This is a genomic window from Pseudomonas sp. R4-39-08, assembly GCF_003852275.1.
Lineage (GTDB): Bacteria > Pseudomonadota > Gammaproteobacteria > Pseudomonadales > Pseudomonadaceae > Aquipseudomonas.
In genome coordinates, this window is sequence record NZ_CP027733.1 from 3,019,548 (window position 1) to 3,044,565 (window position 25,018).

A 25,018-nucleotide genomic window follows, 5' to 3' on the forward strand; every position below is an offset into this window, starting at 1 on the left:
TCTAGCGCAGTCTTGGCACTGCCATCAAATCACGGCGCCACGTCATCCTCTTGCGTGGGCTGCTGGGGTTGGGTCTGGGACTGGCTCCAGTCGGCATCCTGTTTTTTCATCAGCGCAAACCAGTGCTGACGCATGAACGCCAGGTAGCTGTCCGGCGCCTTGGCAAAATCCTTCTCGTCGCCATAGCAGCCCGGCAGCGGTAGCTCGGTGCCCTGCTCTTTGTACTGGCTGACCAGCGCCTGCTGTGCGGCAACGCTGCAATCGGTCGGCAACGGCATGCCGCGCAGGGCGCCGGCGTCCTCGTCCCACCAGGCTGCGCCGTAACGGTCGACGCCGCGCAGGCGATACTTCTCGGACTTGCCGGCGTGCATGATCAGCTTGAATTCATTGGGGCTCACGTCGCTGGTGCAGGTGCGCGAGTAGCCCACAGTCGCCTGGGTCGTGCCGTCACCCAAAAGGTCGGTGACTCGGGTGGCTGCCGTGTCAAAGTGCAGCCCGGCGTCGAATTCGCACTGGCGCACATCGTCGTAAAGCATCCACACGCGCTTGGGATGCTCGCCGGCCAGCAGGTACTGGGCCGCATAGACGAAGGCCGACTGGGTGCCGTCGTCGTCCCGCTCGCTGACCTGTTCGGCCAGCACCAGCAGGTTCTTGCCCTGGCGGTCGTCCCAGGTATAGGCAGCGACCTGCTTGCCGCGTACTTCGACGCCCTCCGGTACCTGGTCAACGCTGGCCAGGGTCACGCCCTCATCGGCCCGCACGGTCGTGACCCAGGCAACGCACACCAACAATCCGATCAACACCGGCCGCAACTGGCCGCGTAAAAGCTGCACGCTATTCATCCGAGTACCCTGGCAAGAGATGGCTTACTTTACCGGCACTTGAAGGGCAATGCAGAGAAGATTGTTGAATAGAGGCAGTGGAGCAACTACATGGGCTGATCATGTGAACCAGATAGGTGCCAGCCCGCTCCTATTCGGCTGAACATTCACAGGCTTTAACACCTTGGCCACATTGCTGAACACTGGCTGTCTACCTGTCAAATAAACGAGTTTTTCATCCGCCTTTCATATTCGTTGAACATTTTTGCGCTTAACCTTATAGGCATCACTTCAGAGCAATCCGGGGTTTATCGACTAACCTATTGATTACACTTTATCTTTAGCGCGGCTTTGTCATCTGCGGGCTGTAGTTTTGCCCAACAAACGCTGCAGTTTTCGCGCTCCAAGTTTGCTTCAGCCCGAGGTCATGAATCTTTGAAACCCTACCCTATTCAGTGCGTATCGATCGTTATCCCGGTTTATAACGAACAAGAGAGCCTGCCTGAGTTGCTGCGCCGCACCACCGCCGCTTGCCAACAACTGGCCTACGACTACGAAATAATCCTGGTGGATGACGGTAGCCGCGACAATTCGGCGCAATTGCTTGAAGACGCCGCCGCCGAAGATGGCAGCAAGGTAGTGGCGGTGATTCTCAACCGTAACTATGGCCAGCACGCCGCGATCATGGCGGGTTTCGAACAGTGCCGCGGCGAAGTGGTGATTACCCTCGACGCCGACCTGCAAAACCCGCCGGAAGAAATCCCGCGCCTGGTGGAACAAGCCGCCTTGGGCTACGACGTGGTCGCCACGGTGCGCAACAATCGCCAGGATTCGGCCTTCCGCCGCTGGCCTTCGCGCCTGATCAACCTCGCCGTGCAGCGCTCCACCGGCGTGGCCATGACCGATTACGGCTGCATGCTGCGCGCCTACCGTCGCACCATCGTCGACGCGATGCTGGCCTGCCGCGAGCGCAGCACCTTTATCCCGATCCTGGCCAACGGTTTCGCCCGTCACACCACGGAGATCCTGGTGCACCACGCCGAGCGTGAACACGGCGAGTCCAAATACAGCGCCATGCGCCTGATCAGCCTGATGTTCGACCTGCTCACCTGCATGACCACCACGCCGTTGCGCCTGCTGTCCATCGTCGGGTTCAGCCTGGCGGCGCTGGGCGTGCTGTTTGCCTTCGCGCTGATCGTCATGCGCCTGGCCTTCGGCGCCACTTGGGCGGGCGACGGCCTGTTCGTGCTGTTTGCGGTGCTGTTCGTGTTCACCGGTGGCCAGTTCATCGGCATGGGCCTGCTGGGTGAATACCTGGGCCGTATGTACAGCGATGTGCGCGCCCGCCCGCGTTTCTTCATTGAAAAAGTGCTGCGCAACCAACCGGCAGCACCGGCTCCCGTGGTCGTCGTCGATGGCCTGGTGTCTTCCCATACTTCTACTTCTTCTTCCGATCAGGTTCAGTCATGAGTTCAAAAGCCGTTGTATTCGCCTACCACGATATTGGCTGTGCGGGTATCGAAGCCCTGCTCGCTGCGGGCTACGACATTGCCGCCGTGTTCACCCATGCCGACGACCCCAAGGAAAACAACTTCTACGGCTCCGTCGCCCAGCTGTGCGCCCGCAACGGTATCCCGGTGCACGCCCCGGAGGACGCCAACCATCCGCTGTGGGTCGAGCGCATCGCCAAGCTGAACCCGGATTTCATCTTCTCGTTCTACTACCGCAACCTGCTCAGCGAACCGCTGCTGGCCCTCGCCCGCCAAGGCGCGTTCAACCTGCATGGTTCGCTGCTGCCCAAATACCGTGGCCGCGCGCCAGCCAACTGGGTGCTGGTCAACGGTGAAACCGAAACCGGCGTGACCCTGCACCGCATGGTCAAGCGTGCCGATGCCGGCGCGATCCTGGCCCAACACAAAGTCAGCATCGAGCGCAGCGACACCGGTTTGAGCCTGCACGCCAAGCTGCGAGAGGCCGCCAGCCACCTGCTGCGCGACGCCCTGCCGCAACTGGCCCAGGGCAAACTGGCTGAAACTGCCCAGGACGAAAGCCAGGCGACCTGCTTCGGCCGCCGTACTGCCGCCGATGGCAAGATCGACTGGAAAAAGCCCGCCGAACAATTGTTCAACCTGGTGCGCGCCGTGACTCAGCCTTACCCTGGCGCCTTTTGCGCCGTGGGCGAGCACAAGCTCATCGTTTGGCAGGCCGACGTGGCCAAAGGCAACGAAGGCCTGGCGCCGGGCCGCGTGATCAGCGTCAATCCGCTGCGCATCGCCTGTGGTGAAGACTCGCTGGTGATCAAGTTCGGCCAGCGCAACGACAACGGCCTGTACCTGGCCGGCCCGTCCCTGGCCGATGAACTGGGCTTGGTGGACGGCTCCGTGCTGCGCGGCGCCGAGTCGGGCCGCAAGCCACGCCGCACCCGCGTGCTGATCCTGGGGGTGAACGGCTTTATCGGTAACCACCTGTCCGAGCGCCTGTTGCGTGACGACCGTTACGAAGTCTACGGCCTGGACATCGGCTCCGACGCCATCGAGCGCCTGCGCAGCCACCCCAATTTCCACTATGTGGAAGGCGATATCAGCATTCACACCGAGTGGATCGAATACCACATCAAGAAATGCGATGTGGTGCTGCCGCTGGTGGCCATCGCCACGCCGATCGAATACACCCGCAACCCGCTGCGCGTGTTCGAGCTGGACTTCGAAGAAAACCTCAAGCTGGTGCGCTACTGCGTCAAGTACAACAAGCGCGTGATCTTCCCCTCCACGTCCGAAGTCTATGGCATGTGCCAGGACCAGTACTTCGACGAAGACACCTCCAACCTGGTGGTGGGCCCGGTCAACAAGCAACGCTGGATCTACTCGGTCTCCAAGCAACTGCTCGACCGCGTGATCTGGGCCTACGGCGACAAGGGCCTCAAGTTCACCCTGTTCCGTCCGTTCAACTGGATGGGCCCGCGCCTGGACCGCCTGGATTCAGCGCGTATCGGCAGTTCCCGCGCCATCACCCAGCTGATCCTGAACCTGGTGGAAGGTACGCCGATCCGCCTGTTCGACGGTGGCGAGCAGAAGCGTTGCTTCACCGACATTGCCGACGGCATCGAGGCCCTGGCGCGCATCATCGATAACGAAAAGGGCGTCTGCGACGGCCAGATCATCAACATCGGCAACCCGGAAAACGAAGCCAGCATCCGTCAGTTGGGCGAAGAGCTGCTGCGTCAGTTCGAAGCGCACCCGCTGCGCGGCAACTTCCCGCCGTTCGCCGGTTTTCGCGACGTAGAAAGCAAGGCGTTCTACGGCACCGGTTACCAGGACGTGGCACACCGCAAGCCGAGCATCGAGAACGCCAAGCGCCTGCTGAACTGGGAGCCGACCGTGGCGATGAGCGAAACCATCGGCAACACGCTGGACTTCTTCCTGCGTGAAGCAATGCTTGAAATAGCGGACAAAAAGTAATGAAGGCAGGCCTGCGCATCGACGTCGACACCTACCGAGGCACCCGTGAAGGCGTGCCACGGCTGCTCGAGTCCCTGGACGAAGCCGGGATTAAAGCGACGTTCTTTTTCAGCGTCGGGCCGGACAACATGGGGCGCCACTTGTGGCGCCTGATCCGCCCGCAGTTCCTGTGGAAAATGCTGCGTTCCAATGCCGCCGGCCTGTATGGCTGGGACATCCTGCTGGCCGGCACCGCCTGGCCGGGCAAGCCGATTGGCCGTGACCTGGGGCACTTGATGCGCCAGGCCAAGGCCGCCGGGCATGAAGTTGGGCTGCACGCGTGGGACCACCACGGCTGGCAGGCCAATACCGGGCGTTGGAGCGACGCACAACTGGTCGAGCAGATCCGACGCGGCGTGGATACCTTGAGCGACATCCTGGGTGAGCGGATCGACTGTTCAGCGGCCGCCGGTTGGCGCGCCGACGAGCGCGTGGTGCAAGCCAAACAAGCCTTCAACTTTCGCTACAACAGTGATTGCCGGGGCACCAGCCTGTTTCGACCGACCCTGGCCGATGGCAGCGCGGGCATCCCACAAATTCCGGTAGACCTGCCGACCTTCGACGAAGTCGTCGGGCCGGTAGTGGCTGCCAAGGACTTCAACACCTTCATCCTTGACCGGTTCAACACGTCGAAGCTGAACGTCTACACCATTCACGCAGAAGTAGAAGGGATTCTGATGGCCCAGGATTTTCGCCAGTTGCTCGCCCAGGCAGGGCAGCGCGGCATTGATTTCCAACCCTTGAGCGCGTTATTGCCCGCGGATGTGACCACCCTGCCCCAGCAACAGCTGGTGCGCGGCGCATTGAGCGGCCGCGAGGGTTGGCTCGGAGTGCAGCAGGCATGATCCGCCGCTGGGCATTGCCCTTGCTCCTGTTGGCGTTTGGCGTGTTTTACCTGGTACCGCTGGCCACCCACGGCCTGTGGATTCCGGATGAAACCCGCTATGCGCAGATCAGCCAGGAAATGCTGCTGACCGGCAAGTGGGCCGCGCCGCACTTCATGGGCATTCGCTACTTCGAGAAACCGGCGGCGGGCTACTGGATGATCGCGCTGGGCCAGGCGATCTTCGGCCAGAACCTGTTCGGCGTGCGCTTTGCGTCGGCCTTGAGCACCGGCTTGAGCATCCTGCTGGTTTACCTGATGTCGCGCCGGTTGTGGAACGACCCGCAGAAAAGCCTGATCAGCAGCGTGCTGTACATGAGTTTCGTCAGCGTGGCGATGCTCGGTGGCTACGCCAATCTGGACCCGCAGTTCACCTTCTGGGTCAACCTCACAGGCGTTGCCTTGTGGTTCTGCTTCGACAGCCGCACGCAGCGCGCCAGGTTGTGGTCCTGGGCCGTGCTCGGCCTGGCCTGTGGCATGGGCTTCATGACCAAAGGCTTTCTGGCGTGGTTGCTGCCGGTGTTGATCGCCCTGCCCTATGCCCTCTGGCAGAAACGCTCGATGGAACTGTTCAAGTACGGCCCGGTGGCGGTGGCTGCGGCGATCCTGGTCAGCTTGCCATGGGCCCTGGCCGTGCACCTGCAAGAGCCGGATTACTGGCACTTCTTCTTCTGGCATGAGCATATCCAGCGCTTTGCCGGTGAAGACGCGCAGCACGCCGAGCCGTTCTGGTATTACCTGCCGTTGCTGGTGGCGTTCACGCTGCCCTGGGTTGCGCTGTTGCCGTCCAGTCTCAAACAGGCGTGGCTGGACCGGCGCCTGCCGAACACCGCGTTCCTGTTGCTGTGGCTGCTGATGCCCCTGGCCTTTTTCAGCCTGGCCAAAGGCAAACTGCCCGCCTACATCATGCCGTGCCTGCTGCCCCTGGCCTTGCTGATGGGTTCGACCTTGAGTGACAAGCTCGCTCAAGGCCGTGGCCGCGTATTGCGCATCAACGGTTGGCTGAACCTGGTCATCGGCGTGCTCGCCCTGTTGGCAATCATCTGGTTCCAGTGGAAGAAACCGGTGTACGAACCCGGTGGAGAAACCCTCAGCCTGGTGCTGCTGTTTACCTGTCTGTTCGGCTGGATCCTGGCCAACCTGTTTCAGGCGGCACGCCCGTTGACACTGTGGGCCGCGCCGCTGATCGGCAGTGCCTTGCTGGTTGCCCTGGTGCCCGCCGCGCTGCCCCATTCGGTGGTTTATAACAAGACCCCGGACCAGTTCATCATCGATCATGCCGAAGAACTCAAGCCCTCCATTGCGCTGTTGAGCAACGACCTGGGCGCCTCCGCTGCGCTGTCGTGGCGCCTGAAACGGCCCGATATCACGCTCTACAACACCTCTGGCGAGGTGAAATACGGCCTGGCTTATGCGGACACCGCCCAACGCCTGGTCGACCGCAATCGAATCCAGGCCTGGATGGCCGAAACCCGCCGCAGCGGCGCCGTCGGCGTGGTGATGCGCGTCAACAGCCAGGGCGAAAAGGAAGAACTCGCCCTACTGCCTGCGGACGGCAAGCGCTATGCGCAGGGCAACATTGTGATTCTGATTTTCCCGCAGGTCGCGCAATGATCACCCTGCTTCTGTTACTCAGCGCCTGCCTGCTTACGTGCGCGGGCCAGGTCTCGCAGAAATTTGCCGTGGAAAGCTGGCGCGAATTGCCCGACGGTTGGGCGCTGAAGCTGCGCTCACCCTGGTTGTGGTCGGCGCTGGTGTGCCTGGGCCTGGGTTTGCTGGTGTGGCTGCTGGTGTTGCAGCGCCTGGAAGTGGGCATCGCCTACCCCATGCTCAGCCTGAATTTTGTAGTGGTCACGCTGATGGCGCGCTTTGTGTTCGCTGAACACATCGATGGCCGCCACTGGCTGGGCGTGGTGCTGATCATTGCAGGCGTTGTGCTGCTGGGGCGCCAGGTATGAGCCGGATGCGCGGTTTCGCCCTGGCCCTGGGCAGTGTCGGCCTGGTCAGCGCGGCCCAATTGGGCATGCGCTGGAGCATGACGCGCCTGCCGTTGCCGGATGCGTGGCTGAGCGCCATGAGCAGCGCCAGCCTCGACCTGAACGCCCTGGGCGTGGTGGTCCTCGCGATCAGCGCCTATGCACTGTCGATGCTCTGCTGGCTCGGCGCGCTGAAGCACTTGCCCCTCGGGCGCGCTTACTCGCTGCTGAGCATCAGCTACGCGCTGGTGTACCTGCTGGCCGCCTGCCTGCCGGTATTCAACGAACACTTTTCGCTTGCAAAAACCCTGGGGGTGGCCTTGGTCATCCTCGGCGTACTGGTTATCAACTCTCGTCGTGCTAGCACCTCAAGTCCCAGGAATACCCCATGAAAATCAGTGTATTTGGTAGTGGTTATGTCGGTTTGGTACAGGCCACCGTATTAGCCGAAGTCGGTCACGATGTTATTTGCATGGACGTTGACCGGAGCAAGGTCGAGTCGCTGCAGAAGGGGCATGTGACGATCTTCGAGCCGGGCCTGGCGGCCATGGTCAAGGAAAACCTGGAAAGCGGACGCCTGCATTTCACCTACGATGAAAAACTCGCCGTCGAGCATGGTGAGGTGCTGTTCATTGCGGTGGGCACGCCGTCGGATGAGGACGGTTCGGCCGACCTGAAATACGTGTTGTCGGTGGGTGACGCGGTGGCGCGCCATCGCGTGGCGCCGGTGATCCTGGTAGAAAAGTCCACTGTTCCCGTCGGCACAGGCGACACCCTGCGCGCGCATATCGAAAAAAACCTGCGCGCCGCCGGCCGTGAGCTGCAATTCGATATCGTCTCCAACCCGGAATTCCTCAAGGAAGGCTCGGCCGTGGCCGACTGCCGCCGTCCTGATCGCATCATCATTGGCTGCGAGCGCGAAGAAGTGCGGGAGATCATGCGTGACCTGTACGCGCCGTTCAACCGCAACCATGACCGCATCATCTTCATGGATGTGCGCAGCGCCGAACTGACCAAGTACGCCGCCAACTGCATGCTCGCCACCAAGATCAGCTTTATCAACCAGATCGCCGAGCTGGCCGAACACCTGGGCGCCGACATCGAAGCCGTGCGCCTGGGCATTGGCGCCGACTCGCGCATCGGCTACCACTTCATCTATCCCGGTTGCGGCTACGGCGGCTCCTGTTTCCCGAAGGACATGCGCGCCCTGATCCACAGCGCCAAGCAGGCCAACTGTTCCAGCGACCTGCTGGAAGCCGTGGAAGCGATCAACCAGCGCCAGAAAAGCAAGTTGTTCGAGCGCATCAACGCGTTCTTCAAGGGCGACCTGCGCGGCAAGACCTTCGCCCTGTGGGGCTTGGCCTTCAAGCCCAACACCGACGACATGCGTGACGCGCCGAGCCGCGTGCTGATGGAAGCGTTGTGGGCCGCCGGCGCCAATGTACGTGCGTTCGACCCCGAAGCCATGCAGGAGACCCAGCGCATCTATGGCGACGACCCACGACTGATGCTGATGGGCACGCCGGAGTCCACCCTGGGCGGCGCCGATGCGCTGATCGTCTGCACCGAGTGGCAGCAATTCAAGGCGCCGGATTTCGACCTGATCCACCAGCGCCTGAAAACCCCGGTGATCTTCGACGGTCGCAACCTGTACGACGGCGAGCGCCTGACGCGCAAAGGTTTCAAATACTTCCCGATTGGCCGTGGTGACTCGTGCGAGTTGCCGATCCCCCAGCAAAACTGGGTGCCACAGGCCAAGGCAGGCTGATCAGTGCACAAGGCTCAGCCGCCCCTGCTCACGCCAACGCTCCGCCGACAGTCACTGGGTTTGGGGCTGTTGGCGCTGCTGCTGTTCATCGCGGGCAGCTGGCACCAGGCGATTATCGGCTTCGACTCGCGCTTCGTGGTGTTTGCCCAGGAGATGCTGCGCCATGGGCCAAGCTTCTTTCCCACCACTTACGGCCAGCCGTATGCTGACTACCTGGCCACCTCGACCCTGCTGACCTGGTTGTTGTCCCTGCCTATCGGCCAGGTCACCAGCTTCACGGCCTGGCTGCCCAGCGCTGTGGCTTCGGCGTCCATCGTGGTGCTGGTCTATCGGCTCACCGCGCCGTATTCCGTGCGCTGGGGCCTGCTGAGCATTGCAATGTTGCTGCTCAGCAGCACCTTTATCAGCCAAACCCGCGCCGTCTCCCTGGACCAGATGCTCGCGGCCGTGACCCTGGCGGTGTTCTACCTGGGGTATGCCCATGAGCATTTCGCTGCGGCCAAGCGCCTGCATTGGGTGTTTGCGCTGCTGATGCTGGGTTTTGCGATTCGCGGGCCGATCGGCCTGGTGATTCCTACCGGGGTGCTGTGCAGCTATTACCTGATCAACCGTCAATGGCGTCAGTTGTTCAGCTTCGGGCTGTTGGCGCTGGCCTTGCTGGCGGCGTGCATCGGCCTGCTGTTGCTGCTGGCCAAGCTCAGCGGTGGCGAAGACTTCATGCGTGAGGTGATTCGCATGCAGTTTCTGGGGCGCATGGATGGCAGCGAAGGCTCTGGCGGCGTGCTGTATTACTTCACCAGTTCCCTCGGCAACTACGCCCTGGCCTATCCGGTGGCGCTGCTGGTGCTGCTGGCCGTGATGAGCGGCGGCCGCCGAGCGCCAGACCCGGCGTTGACGCTGGTGCTGTACTGCGCGGCGGCGGGTGTCTTGGTGATGCTTGGCTTGTCGGTGCCCCAGGCAAAAAAGGCGCGTTATATCCTGCCGATGCTGCCGATGGCGGCGATCATTGCCGCGTATCCGTTTCAGGTCGCCCAAGGCCGGCTGTTCAGCGGGTTGCGCGGCTTGATGCTGGTGCTGTGGACGTTGCTGCCGGCGCTGTTGGCGGTGGGCCTGACCGTTGCGCGACGGCGTTACCCGCAACTGCTGGCCGATCTCGGGCTGATGTTTGGCGTACTGGCGGTGCTGCAGGTATTGGCATTGCTGGCACTGTTCCAGGCTCGGCTGCGCCCGGTCGGTCCGGCATTCGCCGCAGTCATGGCACTCTGGACGACTTACATCATGGTGGTCGAACCCTTGGAGCGCAGCCTTTACGACACCCGCACGTTCACCTTGGCGGCCAAGGAGCAGATCCTGCAACAACCGGCGCCATTGGTCTTGCATGCGTTGGGCAAAGACGCAAAAGCCATCAAGTTCATGGTCAACTTCAATTGCGACAAGGTTCCGCTGTTTACCCAGTTGCCCATCGAGCTCCAGCCTGTTCAGGCGCCCGCCTGGCTGGTGATGAGCCAGGCCGACTTTAACAGCCTGACTGACCCACGCTTGCGTGCGCTCACGCCGACGCTCACCGGGGCGTTCGATATGACTCCCTATGTGTTGCTGCACCTGGAGAAAAAAGCACCTCTCTGAGTGTGTTTGCAGCCGTCAGGTAAGAAAAACGCCCGCTTATAAACCCCCTGGGCGTTTTTCATCATAATCACCGAGAAACCCCCTACAGTGCTTTGCGTAACGGCCGCTGAACTTCGCCTTCCGGAGCCCAACGGTAGACTCGTTTGCAAGGGCATTAACTATTTACCACCCGTATCAAGGGCTGCCTGTAACAGCCCTGGTCAGGGAACCTGCATAACGACATAACAACAAGGAGGGCAATGCCGTGCGAGAGGATCGGTTATCTGTAGCCGCGCCGAGACTGGATCGGTTGAGGGGCTTACGTGACGCGCTGGTAGCGTTGAAGGGGCCGCTGGCCGACGAACCAGGCCTGCAGGCGAACCTGCAAAAACGCTTGTTCAACGAAGAAGTCGACAGCCTTGTACTGGGCAAGATTTGCACGCCCGCCTCCCATGATGCTGGCCGGATCTTTTTTGACGAAGCCCCTTAAATACATAATTTTTGCATTCAACCCTCATTAATATGCATTGGCGCCGCTGCAACTCAGTTGGCACACTGTTTGGGTTCCTTCCCCCAATGTTGGAACTTTCAAGGGCTTTTCCGGGAAACCAGGCAGGCCTTTTTTTCGCCCTCAGTTTCAGGACCCCTCTTCAATGCTCGCTCGCTGGTTACCTGCTGCCATCAATACCCGTCCTTCCGAATGGAGTCGCGCCGCTATCGGCATGGCCTTGGGCACACTGCTCAGTGTCTGGGTGTGTGCCCAGGTGTTCGGCATGGAAGTCGCCCTGCACCTGCTCGGCCCGCTGGGGGCGTCGGCGGTGCTGCTGTTTGCCGTGTCGTCGGGGGCGCTGGCACAACCCTGGTCGATCATGGGCAGCTATCTGTGTGCTGGCGTGGTGGCGTTGCTCGTGGCGCGAGTGTTGGGACGCACCCTGGGCAGCGCTTGCCTGGCGGCGGGCATGACGGTCGTGCTGATCTGCTGGCTGCGCTGTTTGCATCCCCCGGCCGGTGGCCTGGCCATGACGCTGGTACTGGCCGACCCTGCCTCCATCGCCCTCGGCTGGCACGAGCTGGCACCGGTCATGCTCGGCGCCGCTGCCCTGCTGGCATGTGCGCTGGCCTACAATAATGCCACCCGCACGCGTTATCCCAAGAGGCAAGCCGAGCCGGTACCTGTCATGCTCGGCAGCGCGCCGGTGACCGACCCGGCCATCACCGCCGCCGACCTCAAGTTGGCATTGGCCGACATGGAGCAGTTCTTCGACGTCGAGCCCACGGAGCTGGAGCAATTGATTCATGCCGCCGAAGGCCATGCGCGACGGCGCAGTATCGGCGAAGTCCTGGCCAGTCGTGTGGTTTGACGCGGTGTGCATAAATGCAACAACGACCTGCAGGATTCCGGGTTGTAGGCGGCAAATTTGCGCTGGTACGATCACGCGATAGTTCGCCCGCGAACATCTTGATAAAGAACAATAAAAGCAGGGAGTTAGTGATGACTGCTCAGGTGTCCTCCGAAGCACGCCACACCGATATTCAGCAGGAAGAAGTACTGAGTGAGGTGCGTAACCATATCGGTTACCTCACCCTCAACCGCCCCGCCGGCTTGAATGCCATCACCCTGGACATGGTGCGTCTGCTGACGACGCAGCTGCAGGCCTGGGCCGATGATTTGCTTGTCTACGCCGTGGTGCTGCGCGGTGCCGGCGACAAGGCCTTCTGTGCCGGCGGCGATATCCGTTCCCTGTACGACAGTTTCAAGCGCGGCGACACTCTGCATGAAGACTTCTTCGTCGAGGAATACGCGCTCGACCTGGCCATCCACCATTACCCTAAGCCCGTGCTGGCCTTGATGGACGGCTTCGTGCTCGGCGGTGGTATGGGCCTGGTACAGGGCGCCGACCTGCGCGTCGTGACCGAGCGCAGCCGCCTGGCGATGCCGGAAGTGGCCATCGGCTATTTTCCGGACGTGGGTGGCAGCTACTTCCTGCCGCGTATCCCAGGCGAGCTGGGGATTTACCTCGGCGTCACCGGGGTGCAGATCCGTGCGGCGGACGCGCTGTACTGCGGCCTGGCCGATTGGTACCTCGACAGCGCCAAACTGACGGAGCTTGGGCACGCGCTCGACAGCCTGCAATGGCGCGATTCGCCCCTCAAGGACCTGCAAGGCGTGCTCGCCAGGCTCGCCGTACAACAACTGCCGGATGCGCCACTGGCGGCCTTGCGCCCGGCCATTGACCATTTCTTCGGCCTGCCGGACCTGCCGAGCATGGTCGAGCAGCTACAGCAAGTCACCGTCGCCGACAGCCACCACTGGGCGCTGACCACCGTCGCCCTGATGCAGACCCGCTCGCCCCTGGCCATGGCCGTCACCCTGCAGATGCTGCGCCGTGGGCGCCACCTGCCGCTGGAACAGTGCTTTGCCCTGGAGCTGCATCTGGACCGCCAGTGGTTCGCACGCGGCGATCTGATCGAAGGGGTTCGCGCGTTGATCATCGATAAAGACAAGAACCCGCAGTGGAACCCGCCCACCCTGCAAGGGCTGGACGCCGACCATGTCGACAGCTTCTTTCGCGACTTCACGCAGATTGAGAAATAAGCCATGCAAGATCTTGAATACACTGAAGAACAAGTGATGATCCGCGACATGGCGCGTAACTTTGCCCGTGGCGAAATCGCACCCCATGCCCAGGCCTGGGAAAAGGCCGGCTGGATCGACGACGCGCTGGTGGCCAAGATGGGCGAGCTGGGCCTGCTCGGCATGGTGGTGCCGGAAGAATGGGGCGGCACCTACGTGGATTACGTCGCCTATGCCCTGGCCGTGGAGGAAATTTCCGCCGGGGATGGCGCCACGGGCGCACTGATGAGTATCCATAATTCAGTGGGTTGCGGCCCACTCCTCAACTACGGCACAGAGGCGCAGAAACACACTTGGCTGGCCGCGCTCGCCAGCGGCCAGGCCATCGGTTGCTTCTGCCTGACCGAGCCCCAGGCCGGTTCTGAAGCCCATAACCTGCGCACCCGCGCCGAACTGCGCGACGGCCAGTGGGTGATCAACGGCGCCAAGCAGTTTGTCAGCAATGGCAAGCGCGCGAAGTTGGCCATTGTGTTTGCCGTGACCGACCCGGAGCTGGGCAAGAAAGGCCTTTCGGCGTTCCTGGTCCCCACGGATACGCCGGGCTTCGTGGTCGACCGCACCGAACACAAGATGGGCATTCGCGCGTCGGACACCTGCGCCGTCACCTTCAACCAATGCACGGTGCCCGAAGCCAACCTGCTGGGCGAGCGCGGCAAAGGCCTGGCCATCGCCCTGTCCAACCTGGAGGGCGGCCGTATCGGCATCGCCGCCCAGGCCTTGGGCATCGCACGTGCCGCCTTTGAAGCGGCGCTGGCCTATGCCCGTGACCGGGTGCAGTTCGACAAGGCGATCATCGAACACCAGAGCGTGGCCAACCTGCTGGCCGACATGCAAACCCAACTGAACGCAGCGCGCCTGCTGATCCTGCACGCCGCACGCCTGCGCAGCGCCGGTAAGCCATGCCTGTCGGAAGCGTCCCAGGCCAAGCTGTTCGCCTCGGAAATGGCCGAAAAAGTCTGCTCGAAGGCGATGCAGATTCACGGCGGGTATGGGTATCTGGAAGACTATCCGGTGGAGCGTTACTACCGGGATGCACGGATCACACAGATTTATGAGGGCACCAGCGAGATTCAGCGGATGGTGATTGCCAGGGAGTTGAAGAATTATCAGCTCTGACTGACACACCATAAGTAACTGATTGATCGTTCCCACGCTCTGCGTGGGAATGCCACCTGGGACGCTCCGCGTCCCGCTAATGATGGCCACGGGTGACGCAGAGCGTCACGGGCTGAGTTCCCACGCGGAGCGTGGGAACGATCTTGACTCTCCACAGCTACTTGTCTTTGAACTCCGGCGCGCGCTTGGCCACAAACGCCGCCATCCCTTCCTTCTGATCCTGGGTCGCAAACGCTGCATGAAACACGCGGCGCTCAAAACGCACGCCTTCGGACAGGCTCACTTCAAACGCGCGGTTCACGCTTTCCTTGACCATCATGCTGATCGGCACCGATTTGCCCGCGATCAGGGTGGCCACTTTCAAGGCTTCGTCCAGCAGCTCATCAGCAGGCACGATGCGCGCAACGATGCCGCAACGTTCGGCTTCTACCGCGTCGATAAAGCGCCCGGTCAGGCACATTTCCATGGCCTTCGCCTTGCCCACCGCACGGGTAAGCCGCTGAGTACCGCCCATGCCCGGCAGCACGCCCAGGTTGATCTCCGGCTGACCGAACTTGGCGCTGTCACCGGCCAGGATGAAGTCGCACATCAGCGCCAGCTCGCAGCCACCACCGAGGGCGAAGCCGTTCACGGCGGCTATGATCGGCTTGCGGCGGTTGGCCACGCGGTCGCTGTCGCTGAACAGGTCGTCCAGGTAGATCTGCGGGTAGGTCAGCTCAGCCATTTCCTTGATGTCGGCGCCGGCGGCGAAGGCTTTCTTCGAGCCGGTCAGCACGATGCAGCCGATTTCCGGATTGGCTTCCAGGCCATCCAGCGCCTGGTTCAACTCGCTGACCAATTGGGCGTTCAAGGCGTTCAGCGCCTGCGGGCGGTTAAGGGTAATCAGCCCGACGCGGCCTTGGACTTCGAGCAAAATGGTTTCATAACTCATGTATCGGCTCCTTAAAGATTGCGTGAGATGACCATGCGCTGGATATCGCTGGTGCCTTCGTAAATCTGGCAGACCCGCACATCGCGGTAGATCCGCTCCAGCGGGAAGTCGCTCAGGTAACCGTAACCGCCCAGGGTTTGCAAGGCGGCCGAACAGACTTTCTCGGCCATTTCCGAGGCGAACAGCTTGGCCATCGACGCCTCGACCAAGGCCGGTTTGCCGCTGTCACGCAGGGCTGCCGCGTAATGGACCATCTGCCGGGCGACGGCAATTTGCGTGGCCATGTCGGCCAGGCGAAAGGCCACGGCCTGGTGTTCGATCAGCGCCTTGCCGAAGGTCTCACGCTCGCGGGCGTAGTCGCGGGCCGCTTCAAAGGCGGCGCGGGCCATGCCCACCGATTGCGCGGCAATGCCCACGCGCCCGCCTTCGAGGTTGGCCAGGGCGATCCTGTAGCCCTCGCCCTCCTCGCCTAGGCGGTTGGCGACCGGCACCTTCACGTCTTCAAACAGGATCTGACAGGTATCCGATGCATGTTGCCCCAGCTTGTCCTCGACCCGCGCCACGGTATAGCCCGGCGAGTCGGTGGGAACGATAAACGCAGTGATGCCGCGCTTGCCCGCCGCCGGGTCAGTGACCGCAAACACAATCACCACACCGGCGTTTTGCCCGGAAGTGATGAATTGTTTGCAGCCGTTGAGCACGTAATGATCACCGTTAAGACGTGCGCGGGTTTTAAGGCTGCTGGCGTCGGAACCGGCCTGGGGTTCGGTCAATGCAAAGGCGCCAAGCATCGCCCCGCTGGCCAAGGGTTTGAGGAACTGGTCTTTCTGCTGGTCATTGCCAAATTTGAGGATCGGCACGCAACCCACCGAGTTGTGCACGCTCATGATGGTCGAGCAGGCCCCGTCGCCGGCGGCGATTTCTTCCAGGGCCATGGCGTAGGCCAGGTAACCCGTGTCGCAGCCGCCCCATTGTTCCGGTACCAGCATGCCGAAAAAGCCCAGTTCGGCCATTTCACCGATGGCCTCCCTGGGAAAGCGATGCTCGCGGTCCCATTCGGCGGCGAACGGTTTCAGACGCTCCTGGGCAAACTGCCGGGCCGCGTCGCTGATTTGCAGTTGTTCGTCATTAGGCAGCATGGTCAGTCCTTAATACAGGCATTCAACGGCCATGGCCGTGGCTTCACCACCGCCGATGCAGATGGCGGCGACCCCGCGCTTGAGGCCTTTCTGGCGCAGGGCCGAGAGCAAGGTCACCAGGATGCGCGCGCCCGAGGCGCCGATCGGGTGGCCCAGGGCGCAGGCGCCGCCGTGCACGTTGACCTTGCTGTGGGGAATCTCCAGTTTGCTCATGGTCACCAGGCTGACCACTGCGAACGCTTCGTTGATCTCGAACAGGTCGACATCCGCCACGTTCCAGCCGGTTTTGCTCATCAACTTACGGATCGCGCCGACAGGCGCCACCGGAAACAGCCCCGGCTCATCGGCGAACGCCGCATGCCCATGAATCACCGCCAACGGCTTGAGGCCGCGTTGCCGTGCATCGGACTCACGCATCAACAGCAGCGCCGCTGCCCCGTCGGAGATCGAGCTGGAATTAGCTGCGGTCACCGTGCCGCCGTCGCGGAAGGCCGGTTTCAGGCTGGCGATCTTGTCCAGCTTGGCCTTGGGCGGCTGTTCGTCGTGCAGGATGGTCTTTTGCTCTTTGCCGACGGTGACCTGGACCGGGACTATTTCGGCGGCAAAACTGCCGTGGGTGATGGCTTCCTGCGCACGCGTCAGGGAGGCAATCGCAAAGGCGTCCTGGGCTTGCCGGGTAAAACCGTTGTGCTCGGCGCAATCTTCAGCAAAGGTGCCCATCAGGCGCCCCTTGTCGTAGGCGTCTTCCAGGCCGTCGAGGAACATGTGGTCGAGCACCTTGCCGTGGCCCATGCGATAGCCGCTGCGGGCGCGGTCGAGCAGGTACGGTGCGTTGGACATGCTCTCCATGCCGCCGGCAATCACCACGTCGACGCTGCCGGCGCGCAACGCGTCGTGGGCCAGAATTGTCGCCTGCATGCCGGAACCGCACATCTTGTTGAGGGTGGTGCAGCGGGTGGCTTTGTCCAGCCCGGCACCCAGCGCTGCCTGGCGTGCCGGCGCCTGGCCGAGGCCGGCGGGCAGCACGCAGCCAAACAACACCTCATCGACGGCGTCGCTGGCGATACCCGCGCGCTCCACGGCCGCACGAATCGCGGCGGCGCCCAGTTGCGGTGCGGTCAGGCCCTTGAGGTCACCCTGGAACCCGCCCATGGGCGTGCGCACGGCGCTGACGATAACGATAGGATCGTTCATGAAGAGAGCTCCTTACTTGGCAGCCATACGCAAGGCACCGTCAAGACGGATCACCTCGCCATTGAGCATGCTGTTTTCAATGATATGCCGCACCAGGGCTGCATATTCGGCGGGTTTGCCCAGGCGCGGCGGGAACGGCACGCCGGCGGCAAGGGAATCGCGGACTTCCGGGGTCATGCCGGCCATCATCGGGGTTTCGAAAATGCCGGGAGCGATGGTCATCACCCGGATACCGAAACGGGCCAATTCCCGTGCGGCCGGCAAGGTGAGGCTGGCAATCGCGCCCTTGGAGGCGGCATACGCGGCCTGGCCGATCTGCCCGTCGAACGCCGCCACCGAAGCGGTATTGATGATCACACCGCGTTCGCCATCGGCATCCGCAGGTGTTTCAGCGATCGCCGCAGCAGCCAGGCGCAGCAGGTTGAAGCTGCCGAGCAGGTTGACGTTGATCACCTGGGCGAAGCTGGCCAGGGCGTGCGGGCCGTTTTTGCCGAGGATTTTCTCACCGCGCACCACACCGGCGCAGTTGATCAAACCATGCAACCCGCCAAAGGCGGCAACGGCGGCCTGCACAGCCGCTTCGGCAGCGGCTTCCTGGCTGATATCTGCCACGGCGCTGCGGGCGTTATCGCCAAGCTGCCGGGCCTTGGCGGCGACGGCATCGGCGTTGAGGTCTACCAGCATGACCTTGGCACCCGCTGCAACCAGCATGTCGGCAGTGGCCGCACCGAGGCCCGAAGCGCCGCCGCTGACCACAAATACCTTGTTTTCAATCTGCATCATGGTTTCCTTTTCAACGGATCACGCCACGGCCGCCTGGGCCTTGGCGATTTCCTGATTACGCAAAATAAAGCGTTGCAGCTTGCCGCTGGGGGTCTTGGGCAAGTCGCTGACGAATTCGATTTCTCGCGGGTACGCATGGGCCGCCAGGCGCTGGCGCACATGCAGGCGCAATTCTTCAGCGAGTTCCGGAGTCGCGCGGTACTGCTCATTGATCACCACGAAGGCTTTCACCAGTTCGGTGCGCTCCGGGCAGGGCTTGCCGACCACGGCGGCCTCGACCACGGCCGGGTGTTCGACCAGAGCGCTCTCTACGTCGAACGGCCCCACGCGGTAGCCGGAGGTGGTAATCACGTCATCACTGCGCCCGACAAAACTGATGCTGCCGTCCGGGTTGAGCTCCACGGTGTCGCCACTGAGGTAGTACTTGCCGACAAAGGCTTTGGTGTTGACCCCTTCATACCCGGCGAACCAGCACATCGGCGATTGCTCACGGTCGATGGCGAGAATGCCGGGCTGACCGGCAGGCAGTTCCTGGTGATTGTCATCCAGTACCACGATGCGATGCCCAGGCGAGGCGAACCCGGCCGAGCCGACGTGTACCGGATGCGCCAGGCCATGGTGATTGCACAGCACCATGCCCAATTCGGTCTGCCCGTAGTGATCGTGGATGGTCACGCCGAGGTTGTCGGCGAACCAGCGGATCACCTCGGGGTTCAGGGGCTCGCCGGCGCTGCTGACGATGCGCAGCTTGCCCTTGATCGAGCGAGCGAACGGCTCGCTGCCGGCAATCAACAGTCGATACGCGGTGGGCGAACCGGTGAGGTTGGTAATGCCGTATTTGTTGATGATCCGGCAGGTGCTTTCCACACTGAAAGGGCCATCGTAGAAGGTGATCGGATGCCCCAGGGACAGCGGCCCGGTCACGCCGAAGTAGATGCCATAGGCCCAGCCCGGATCGGCTACGTTCCAGAACGCGTCTTCTGGGCGCAGGTCCACCGCGTCGCGGGTGTAGCTCTGGAACGCGACAATCGCCTTGAGCGGCACCGACAGGGCTTTGGACGGGCCGGTGGTGCCCGAGGTGAACATCAGCAGGAAGGGCTCGTCGCCCCCCAGCAGCACGGGCTCGCAGACGTTCGAGTGGTTGGGCAGTTCGGCCCAGAAGCTGAAATCGCCGCGTACCAGGCCTTCGCCCTTGGCCCCGGTGACTGTCACGATGGTGGGGCAGCCGTCCACGTCGGTGAGCTTGGGCCGGTTCACGGCATCGGTGACAACCAGCGCGGCGCCGGAACTGTTCAGGCGATGCTCGATCGCCTTGGGCCCGAACGCCGTAAACAACGGTTGATAGACCGCGCCGATACGCCAGGTGGCGAACACCACCACCAGCAGTTCGGCCGTGCGCGGCAACAGGCCGGCGACTTTGTCGCCGCGCTTGACGCCCTGGGCCAGCAGGAAGTTGGCGAAGCGTGACGCCTGGTCCTGCAGCTCGCTAAAGGTGGCCGTGGCGCTGCGCCCGTCCCTGCCCTCCCAGAACAGCGCTATGCGCCCAGGCAATGCGTGACGGTCACAACATTCCACACAGGCGTTGAGCGCCTGCAGGTTGCCGGCCAGGGCGGCGTCGACGGTGTGCTGGTAATCGAACTCGGTGGTGGCGGCCAGGTAATCACGCATCGCTTCAGTTCCTTGTGTGTTTTTGTTTTAAGGACACTTTCCAGGCGGTCAATCGCCCTCAAATAGTCGCTCTGCAGCGGCGCTACGAGCAATGGTCAAAGCCTCCAACATGGCTGACCGGTTTGGCCAATCGGGTTTGACACTCGCCCTGCACTGGCCGAAGCTTGAGGCTTTGTACCCGTACCCTGCCTTCGGACACCTGCATGTCAAAGTCACGCCGTTACGCCATCGTCGGCCTGTGCGCCCTGTTGTCGATTTTGTTGATCACCTGGTTCTTCTCCCGCGCAACACCGGTGGCCGTGCCTCCGGCGATTGCCCATGGTTATGCCAAAGCCTTGAAGCAGGCGCGCAACGGTGAGCCGGGCGCGGCGCGGGTGTTGTATCAACAGCTGGGGCGGCCGGACCTTTCACCTGAGCGCCGCGCCGCGCTGCATGCCGAATTGCCCAACTACCCCAGCCCCCAGGCGTTGAAGCTGGCAGACAAAGACCTGGCCGATGAGTCGCCCCTGGTGCGTGAAGCCGCGATCCACAGCATTGTCGGCCTGGTGCCTTCCGGCCAGCGCACCTTGCTGCTCGGCCCGGTGCTGGATGACCCCGAGCAGCCGGTGCGCTTTGCCGCCGCCAACGCCCTGCTCGGCCTGTCGCCGGACACCCTGGGCCTGTACTTCGGCCCGCTGCAGCAAGTGCTCGACGAATTCGCCAACACCCTCAAGGCCCAGCCCGAAACCGCCGAAGGCTGGATCCAACTGGCGCGCCTGTATATCCACAGCGCCCTGCTGCCGGAGGCGCAAAACGCCCTGCAGCAGGCCATGCGCCTGCAACCGGACAACCTGCAAGCGGTGGTGGCGCAGATCGAGCTGCTGGATAAACAGGGCAAAACCGACGAATCGCGCCAGCTGCTCGCGCAGCAATTGGCGGCGCACCCGGAATCGGCTTACCTGCAACACGCCCTGGGCATGTGGCTGCTGCACCATGGCGAGCGCCCCTATGCCTTGCTCGGCCTGTCCAAGGCGGTGGAGCTTGAACCGGACAATCAGGACTACCGCTACGACCTGGCCACCACGCTGCACGACCAGGACGAACTCGAAGCCGCCCAGCGCCAGTTGGAAGACATCGTGCAGCGCCACCCGGCCAATCGAAAAGCGCGGGTGTTGCTGGTCAATTATTGGAAAGAGAGCGGCCAGTTGCAGAATGTCCAGGTGCTGCTGGCACAGCTTGAGCAACAGAACCCGGATGACCCTGCGCTGCAGCAAGGCCTGTGATCGCGCGCAAATAAAGGTGCAAAAGTGGCTGCGCTTCGCACAAATAATCCAAAACGTTGAACCGCCACAGGTCGACACGGTCAAGTGAATATGGCGCGCCACAGCGGCGCGCACCCAACTTGTACGTGACCTGAGGGCACTTCTTGTCTACATCTAATTCGCTTTTAAGTGAAAAGGCAGCCACTGGTATCGAAGGTCTTGATGACATTCTTTCCGGGGGGCTATCGCGCAGCCACTTGTTCCTGCTGGAAGGCGAGCCGGGCACGGGTAAAACCACCGTCGCCCTGCACTTCCTGCAGGCGGGAGCGAAAGACGGTGAAAAATCGCTGTATATCACCTTGTCCGAAACCGAACATGAGCTGCGCCAAGGCGCCAAGTCCCATGGTTGGGACCTGGACGACAACATCCATATCTTCGAATTGACCCCGCCGGAAAGCCTGCTCAACGCCGAGCATCAGCAGAGCCTGCTGTACTCCTCGGACCTTGAGCTGGGCGAAGCCACGCGGCAGATTTTCGAGGTGGTGGAACGGGTCAAGCCGACCCGCGTAGTGGTCGACAGCCTGTCGGAGATCCGCCTGTTGGCGCAGAGCTCCCTGCGCTATCGCCGGCAGATCCTGGCGATCAAGCATTACTTTGTGCGGTATGACGCCACGGTGCTGCTGCTCGATGACCTGACCACCGAATCCCTCGACAAAACCGTTCACAGTGTGGCCCACGGCGTGATTCGCCTGGAAGAACTGACACCCAGTTACGGCGCCGAACGCCGCCGGGTGCGGGTAGTGAAATACCGTGGCCAGAAATACCGTGGCGGCTTTCACGATTTCACCATCATGGGCGACGGTGTACACGTATTCCCTCGCCTTGTCGCCGCCGAACATCGCGGCGGCTACACACGCCAGACCATGAGCAGCGGCATCCCCGAACTCGATGCACTGATGGGCGGCGGCGTCGAAACAGGTTCCAGCAGCCTGATCCTGGGCCCGGCCGGCACCGGCAAATCGCTGATTTCAATGGTCTTCGCCGCCGCCGCCGTACAGCGTGGCGAAAAGGCCGCGCTGTTTATCTTTGACGAAGAGATGGGTTTGCTGTTCGAGCGCATGCATAACATGGGTATCGATCTGGCTGCGATGCAGGCCACCGGCAACTTGTTGATCGAACAGGTTGACGCGGCCGAGCTGTCTCCTGGGGAATTCTCCCACCGAGTACGGCGTTGCGTGGACGAAGGCGGCATCAAAACCGTGGTCATCGACAGTATCAACGGCTACCAGGCGGCCATGCCGGAAGAGAACGCGCTGATCCTGCACATGCACGAACTGCTGCTGTACCTGAACCGGCGTGGCGCCGCAACGTTCATGACCGTCGCCCAGCATGGCCTGGTCGGCGATATGCAGACCCCCGTGGATATCACCTACCTGGCCGACACGGTGATCCTGCTGCGTTACTTCGAGGCATTGGGCAAGGTTCGTCGGGCCATTTCGGTGATCAAGAAACGCACCGGTAGCCATGAGTCGACGATTCGCGAGTACCGCATCAGCGGTCGCGGCATGACCGTTGGCGAACCCCTGGATAATTTCCAGGGTGTGCTACGCGGCATTCCGATCTACATGGGCGCCGGCTCGCCTCTGCTCAAGGAAGAGTAAGTGTGACGCCCCTTTCCTCAGTCTTTGAACGGGCCATTATTCTTGCGCCTGTGGGCCGCGACAGCTCGTTGGCGCTGATGATGCTCAAAGAGGCCGGCTACCATGGCTTGGTTGCCGGCAGCCTGGCCGACTTGTGCGAAGCACTGCACGAGGGCGCCGGCGTGCTGATCATTGCCGCCGAAGCCTTGCGCGGCGTGGACATGGAGCCGCTGCTGGAGTACCTGCACCAGCAGCCGGCCTGGTCGGATCTGCCCATTGTGCTGATGACCCATCACGGCGGCAGCGAGCAAAATGGCTCGTCGCACCTGAGCGGGCTACTGGGCAATGTCACTTTCCTTGAGCGCCCCTTCCACCCGGTGACCCTGATCAGCCTAGTCAGTACCGCCCTGCGTGGGCGGCGCCGGCAATACGAAGCCCGGGACCGCTTGGTCGACCTGAGCGCCAGTGAACTGCGCCTGCAGCGCACCCTGGAAACCCTCGAACAGCAAGTGGAAGAACGTACCGCGCAATTGCGCAGCAATGAAGAAGCCCTGCGCCAGTCGCAGAAAATGGAAGCCGTCGGCCAATTGACCGGTGGCATCGCCCATGACTTCAACAACATGCTGACCGGCATCATCGGCAGCCTGGAACTGCTGCGCCGGCGTGTGGCGCGGGGCAAGCTGGACGATCTGGACAGCCTGATCGACCTGGGTGTCACCTCGGCCAACCGCGCCGCTGGCCTCACCCATCGCCTGCTGGCGTTTTCGCGCCGGCAGTCGCTGGACCCGAAACCGGTGGAAATCAACAAACTGGTGACCTCCATGGGTGAGCTGCTGGAACGCAGTATCAATGAAAGTATCTGCCTGCAAATGCGCCTGAGCGATACGCTATGGACGGCCGAAGCCGACCCGAATCAACTGGAAAGCGCCCTGCTCAACCTGGTGATCAATGCGCGTGACGCGATGCCCAGCGGCGGCAGCCTCACCGTGGAAACCACCAACCGTCACCTCGACAGTGTATTCACGGCCGCCTATGGCACCTTGAGCCCTGGTGACTACGTCGAGTTGAGTGTCAGTGACACCGGCTGCGGCATTCCAGAGAGTGTCATGGGCCGCGTGTTCGACCCCTTCTTCACCACCAAGCCGATCGGCCAGGGCACGGGCCTGGGGCTGTCGATGATCTATGGGTTTGCCCGTCAATCCCGGGGGCATGTCACGCTGCACAGCGAAGTGGACAAGGGCACGACCGTCAGTTTGTTCCTGCCGCGCTTTGTCGGGGAAATGGTTGAGGATGCCGCGGTGAATCCGGCCTTGTTGCCGTTCGCCAATGACGGAGAGACCGTCCTGATCGTCGAAGATGACCCGGCGGTACGGGTGCTGGTGAGCGCGGTGCTCAAAGAGTTGGGATACGCCTTTGTCGAAGCCGGTGACGCCAGCACGGCGGTACCGATCATCGAATCCGATCAGCGTATCGACCTGTTGATCAGCGACGTTGGCCTGCCTGGCATGAACGGCCGGCAATTGGCGGAAATCGGTCGACAAATCCGCCCTGACCTCAAAGTGCTGTTCATTACCGGTTATGCCGAACATGCGGCGGTGCGTGGCGGGTTTCTTGACCCCGGCATGCAGCTGATTACCAAGCCGTTCACGTTCGACCTGCTGACCGAGAAGGTGCGCGAGATGATCAGGGACTAGGGCTGCACGGCAGCCCTGGAGGGCGTCAGGCCAACAGGCGCTGGATATGCTCGTGCAGCGTATCCAGGTCAAACGGCTTGGCCAGGATCGGCGCGTTGCGCGTGATCGGGCTGTCGCAGTCGAGAATTTCCTGCGGATAACCGCTGATAAAGATCACTTTCAACTCCGGGCGCACCTTGAGCGCCGGTTCGGCGATCTGCACGCCGGAAATGCCGCCGGGCAGGCGGTAGTCGGTGACCATCAGGTCCAGGTGCGGTTTGGTCGCGAGGATTTCAAACGCCTCTTTTCCATTGACCGCCTTCAACACCCGATAACCCAGGCCCGCCAGGTATTCACCCAGCACAAACATAATGGATTCGTCGTCTTCGACGATCAGTACGACATCTTGCGCATCTTCACTCATGGGAAGCCTTTGTTCGGTCAATTG

At 62.1% G+C, this 25,018-nt stretch carries 22 protein-coding genes; 15 read left to right on the forward strand and 7 right to left on the reverse strand.

What is annotated here, in order from left to right; genetic code table 11:
• Window positions 1-29 precede the first annotated feature (29 nt).
• Window positions 30-842: a M949_RS01915 family surface polysaccharide biosynthesis protein gene (locus tag C4J88_RS13745; protein ID WP_124407237.1), complete on the reverse strand. Its 813-nt coding sequence runs from the start codon at window positions 840-842 to the stop codon at window positions 30-32.
• Between the two features lie 414 nt (window positions 843-1,256).
• Between C4J88_RS13745 and arnC the strand changes: the two genes are divergently transcribed.
• From arnC to C4J88_RS13805, 12 genes are all read left to right on the forward strand, one after another.
• Window positions 1,257-2,291 carry an undecaprenyl-phosphate 4-deoxy-4-formamido-L-arabinose transferase gene (arnC, locus tag C4J88_RS13750; RefSeq protein ID WP_124407238.1) on the forward strand — a complete coding sequence of 345 codons (1,035 nt, stop codon included), beginning with the start codon at window positions 1,257-1,259 and terminating at the stop codon, window positions 2,289-2,291.
• Window positions 2,288-4,279: a bifunctional UDP-4-amino-4-deoxy-L-arabinose formyltransferase/UDP-glucuronic acid oxidase ArnA gene (gene arnA, locus C4J88_RS13755; RefSeq protein WP_124407239.1), complete on the forward strand. Its 1,992-nt coding sequence runs from the start codon at window positions 2,288-2,290 to the stop codon at window positions 4,277-4,279. Before arnC ends, arnA begins: the two co-directional genes overlap by 4 nt.
• A complete protein-coding gene (arnD, locus tag C4J88_RS13760; RefSeq protein ID WP_124407240.1) occupies window positions 4,279-5,163 on the forward strand; it encodes a 4-deoxy-4-formamido-L-arabinose-phosphoundecaprenol deformylase in 885 nt (294 codons plus the stop codon). Before arnA ends, arnD begins: the two co-directional genes overlap by 1 nt.
• Window positions 5,160-6,815, forward strand: a complete 1,656-nt coding sequence (arnT, locus tag C4J88_RS13765; RefSeq protein ID WP_124407241.1) for a lipid IV(A) 4-amino-4-deoxy-L-arabinosyltransferase — start codon at window positions 5,160-5,162, stop codon at window positions 6,813-6,815. Before arnD ends, arnT begins: the two co-directional genes overlap by 4 nt.
• On the forward strand, window positions 6,812-7,159 hold the full coding sequence (arnE, locus tag C4J88_RS13770) for a 4-amino-4-deoxy-L-arabinose-phosphoundecaprenol flippase subunit ArnE (protein WP_124404218.1): 348 nt from the start codon (window positions 6,812-6,814) through the stop codon (window positions 7,157-7,159). Before arnT ends, arnE begins: the two co-directional genes overlap by 4 nt.
• The gene (gene arnF / locus C4J88_RS13775) at window positions 7,156-7,569 is read left to right on the forward strand and encodes a 4-amino-4-deoxy-L-arabinose-phosphoundecaprenol flippase subunit ArnF (protein ID WP_124407242.1); all 414 of its coding nucleotides are present in this window, start codon (window positions 7,156-7,158) and stop codon (window positions 7,567-7,569) included. The genes arnE and arnF overlap by 4 nt, the downstream gene beginning before the upstream one ends.
• Window positions 7,566-8,945 (forward strand): UDP-glucose/GDP-mannose dehydrogenase family protein, encoded by a 1,380-nt coding sequence (locus tag C4J88_RS13780; protein WP_124407243.1) that lies wholly within the window; start codon window positions 7,566-7,568, stop codon window positions 8,943-8,945. Before arnF ends, C4J88_RS13780 begins: the two co-directional genes overlap by 4 nt.
• Window positions 8,946-8,948: 3 nt before the next feature.
• Window positions 8,949-10,571, forward strand: coding sequence for a glycosyltransferase family 39 protein (locus C4J88_RS13785; protein WP_124407244.1), 1,623 nt, complete (start codon window positions 8,949-8,951; stop codon window positions 10,569-10,571).
• 289 nt (window positions 10,572-10,860) lie between these two features.
• Window positions 10,861-11,040 (forward strand): hypothetical protein, encoded by a 180-nt coding sequence (locus C4J88_RS13790; protein WP_124367101.1) that lies wholly within the window; start codon window positions 10,861-10,863, stop codon window positions 11,038-11,040.
• A gap of 163 nt (window positions 11,041-11,203) precedes the next feature.
• Window positions 11,204-11,911: an HPP family protein gene (locus tag C4J88_RS13795; RefSeq protein ID WP_124407245.1), complete on the forward strand. Its 708-nt coding sequence runs from the start codon at window positions 11,204-11,206 to the stop codon at window positions 11,909-11,911.
• Window positions 11,912-12,042: 131 nt separating this feature from the next.
• The gene (locus C4J88_RS13800; RefSeq protein WP_124407246.1) at window positions 12,043-13,146 is read left to right on the forward strand and encodes an enoyl-CoA hydratase/isomerase family protein; all 1,104 of its coding nucleotides are present in this window, start codon (window positions 12,043-12,045) and stop codon (window positions 13,144-13,146) included.
• Between the two features lie 3 nt (window positions 13,147-13,149).
• Complete coding sequence (locus C4J88_RS13805) at window positions 13,150-14,301, forward strand: acyl-CoA dehydrogenase family protein (RefSeq protein WP_124407247.1); 1,152 nt, start codon at window positions 13,150-13,152, stop codon at window positions 14,299-14,301.
• Window positions 14,302-14,458: 157 nt separating this feature from the next.
• Here C4J88_RS13805 and C4J88_RS13810 read toward each other — a convergent pair whose 3' ends face one another.
• Genes C4J88_RS13810 through C4J88_RS13830 form a run of 5 tightly spaced genes read right to left on the reverse strand, consistent with a single transcriptional unit; the run spans window position 14,459 to window position 20,016 of the window.
• A complete protein-coding gene (locus tag C4J88_RS13810) occupies window positions 14,459-15,232 on the reverse strand; it encodes an enoyl-CoA hydratase (RefSeq protein ID WP_092243611.1) in 774 nt (257 codons plus the stop codon).
• 11 nt (window positions 15,233-15,243) lie between these two features.
• Window positions 15,244-16,371: an acyl-CoA dehydrogenase gene (locus C4J88_RS13815; RefSeq protein ID WP_124407248.1), complete on the reverse strand. Its 1,128-nt coding sequence runs from the start codon at window positions 16,369-16,371 to the stop codon at window positions 15,244-15,246.
• Window positions 16,372-16,380: 9 nt separating this feature from the next.
• Window positions 16,381-17,565: an acetyl-CoA C-acyltransferase gene (locus C4J88_RS13820; protein WP_124407249.1), complete on the reverse strand. Its 1,185-nt coding sequence runs from the start codon at window positions 17,563-17,565 to the stop codon at window positions 16,381-16,383.
• Between the two features lie 12 nt (window positions 17,566-17,577).
• Window positions 17,578-18,345: an SDR family NAD(P)-dependent oxidoreductase gene (locus C4J88_RS13825; RefSeq protein WP_124407250.1), complete on the reverse strand. Its 768-nt coding sequence runs from the start codon at window positions 18,343-18,345 to the stop codon at window positions 17,578-17,580.
• Between the two features lie 21 nt (window positions 18,346-18,366).
• Window positions 18,367-20,016 (reverse strand): AMP-binding protein, encoded by a 1,650-nt coding sequence (locus C4J88_RS13830; protein ID WP_124407251.1) that lies wholly within the window; start codon window positions 20,014-20,016, stop codon window positions 18,367-18,369.
• Window positions 20,017-20,219: 203 nt separating this feature from the next.
• On the opposite strand from C4J88_RS13830, the gene C4J88_RS13835 reads away from it, so the two are divergent.
• The 3 genes from C4J88_RS13835 (at window position 20,220) to C4J88_RS13845 (ending at window position 24,591) form a co-directional block, all read left to right on the forward strand.
• The gene (locus C4J88_RS13835) at window positions 20,220-21,278 is read left to right on the forward strand and encodes a HEAT repeat domain-containing protein (RefSeq protein ID WP_124367109.1); all 1,059 of its coding nucleotides are present in this window, start codon (window positions 20,220-20,222) and stop codon (window positions 21,276-21,278) included.
• Between the two features lie 143 nt (window positions 21,279-21,421).
• Window positions 21,422-22,918, forward strand: coding sequence for an ATPase domain-containing protein (locus C4J88_RS13840; protein WP_124404230.1), 1,497 nt, complete (start codon window positions 21,422-21,424; stop codon window positions 22,916-22,918).
• A gap of 2 nt (window positions 22,919-22,920) precedes the next feature.
• Window positions 22,921-24,591, forward strand: a complete 1,671-nt coding sequence (locus C4J88_RS13845; RefSeq protein ID WP_124370773.1) for an ATP-binding protein — start codon at window positions 22,921-22,923, stop codon at window positions 24,589-24,591.
• A 25-nt stretch (window positions 24,592-24,616) separates the two neighbouring features.
• Here C4J88_RS13845 and C4J88_RS13850 read toward each other — a convergent pair whose 3' ends face one another.
• Window positions 24,617-24,994 (reverse strand): response regulator, encoded by a 378-nt coding sequence (locus tag C4J88_RS13850; RefSeq protein WP_124367112.1) that lies wholly within the window; start codon window positions 24,992-24,994, stop codon window positions 24,617-24,619.
• Window positions 24,995-25,018 lie beyond the last annotated feature (24 nt).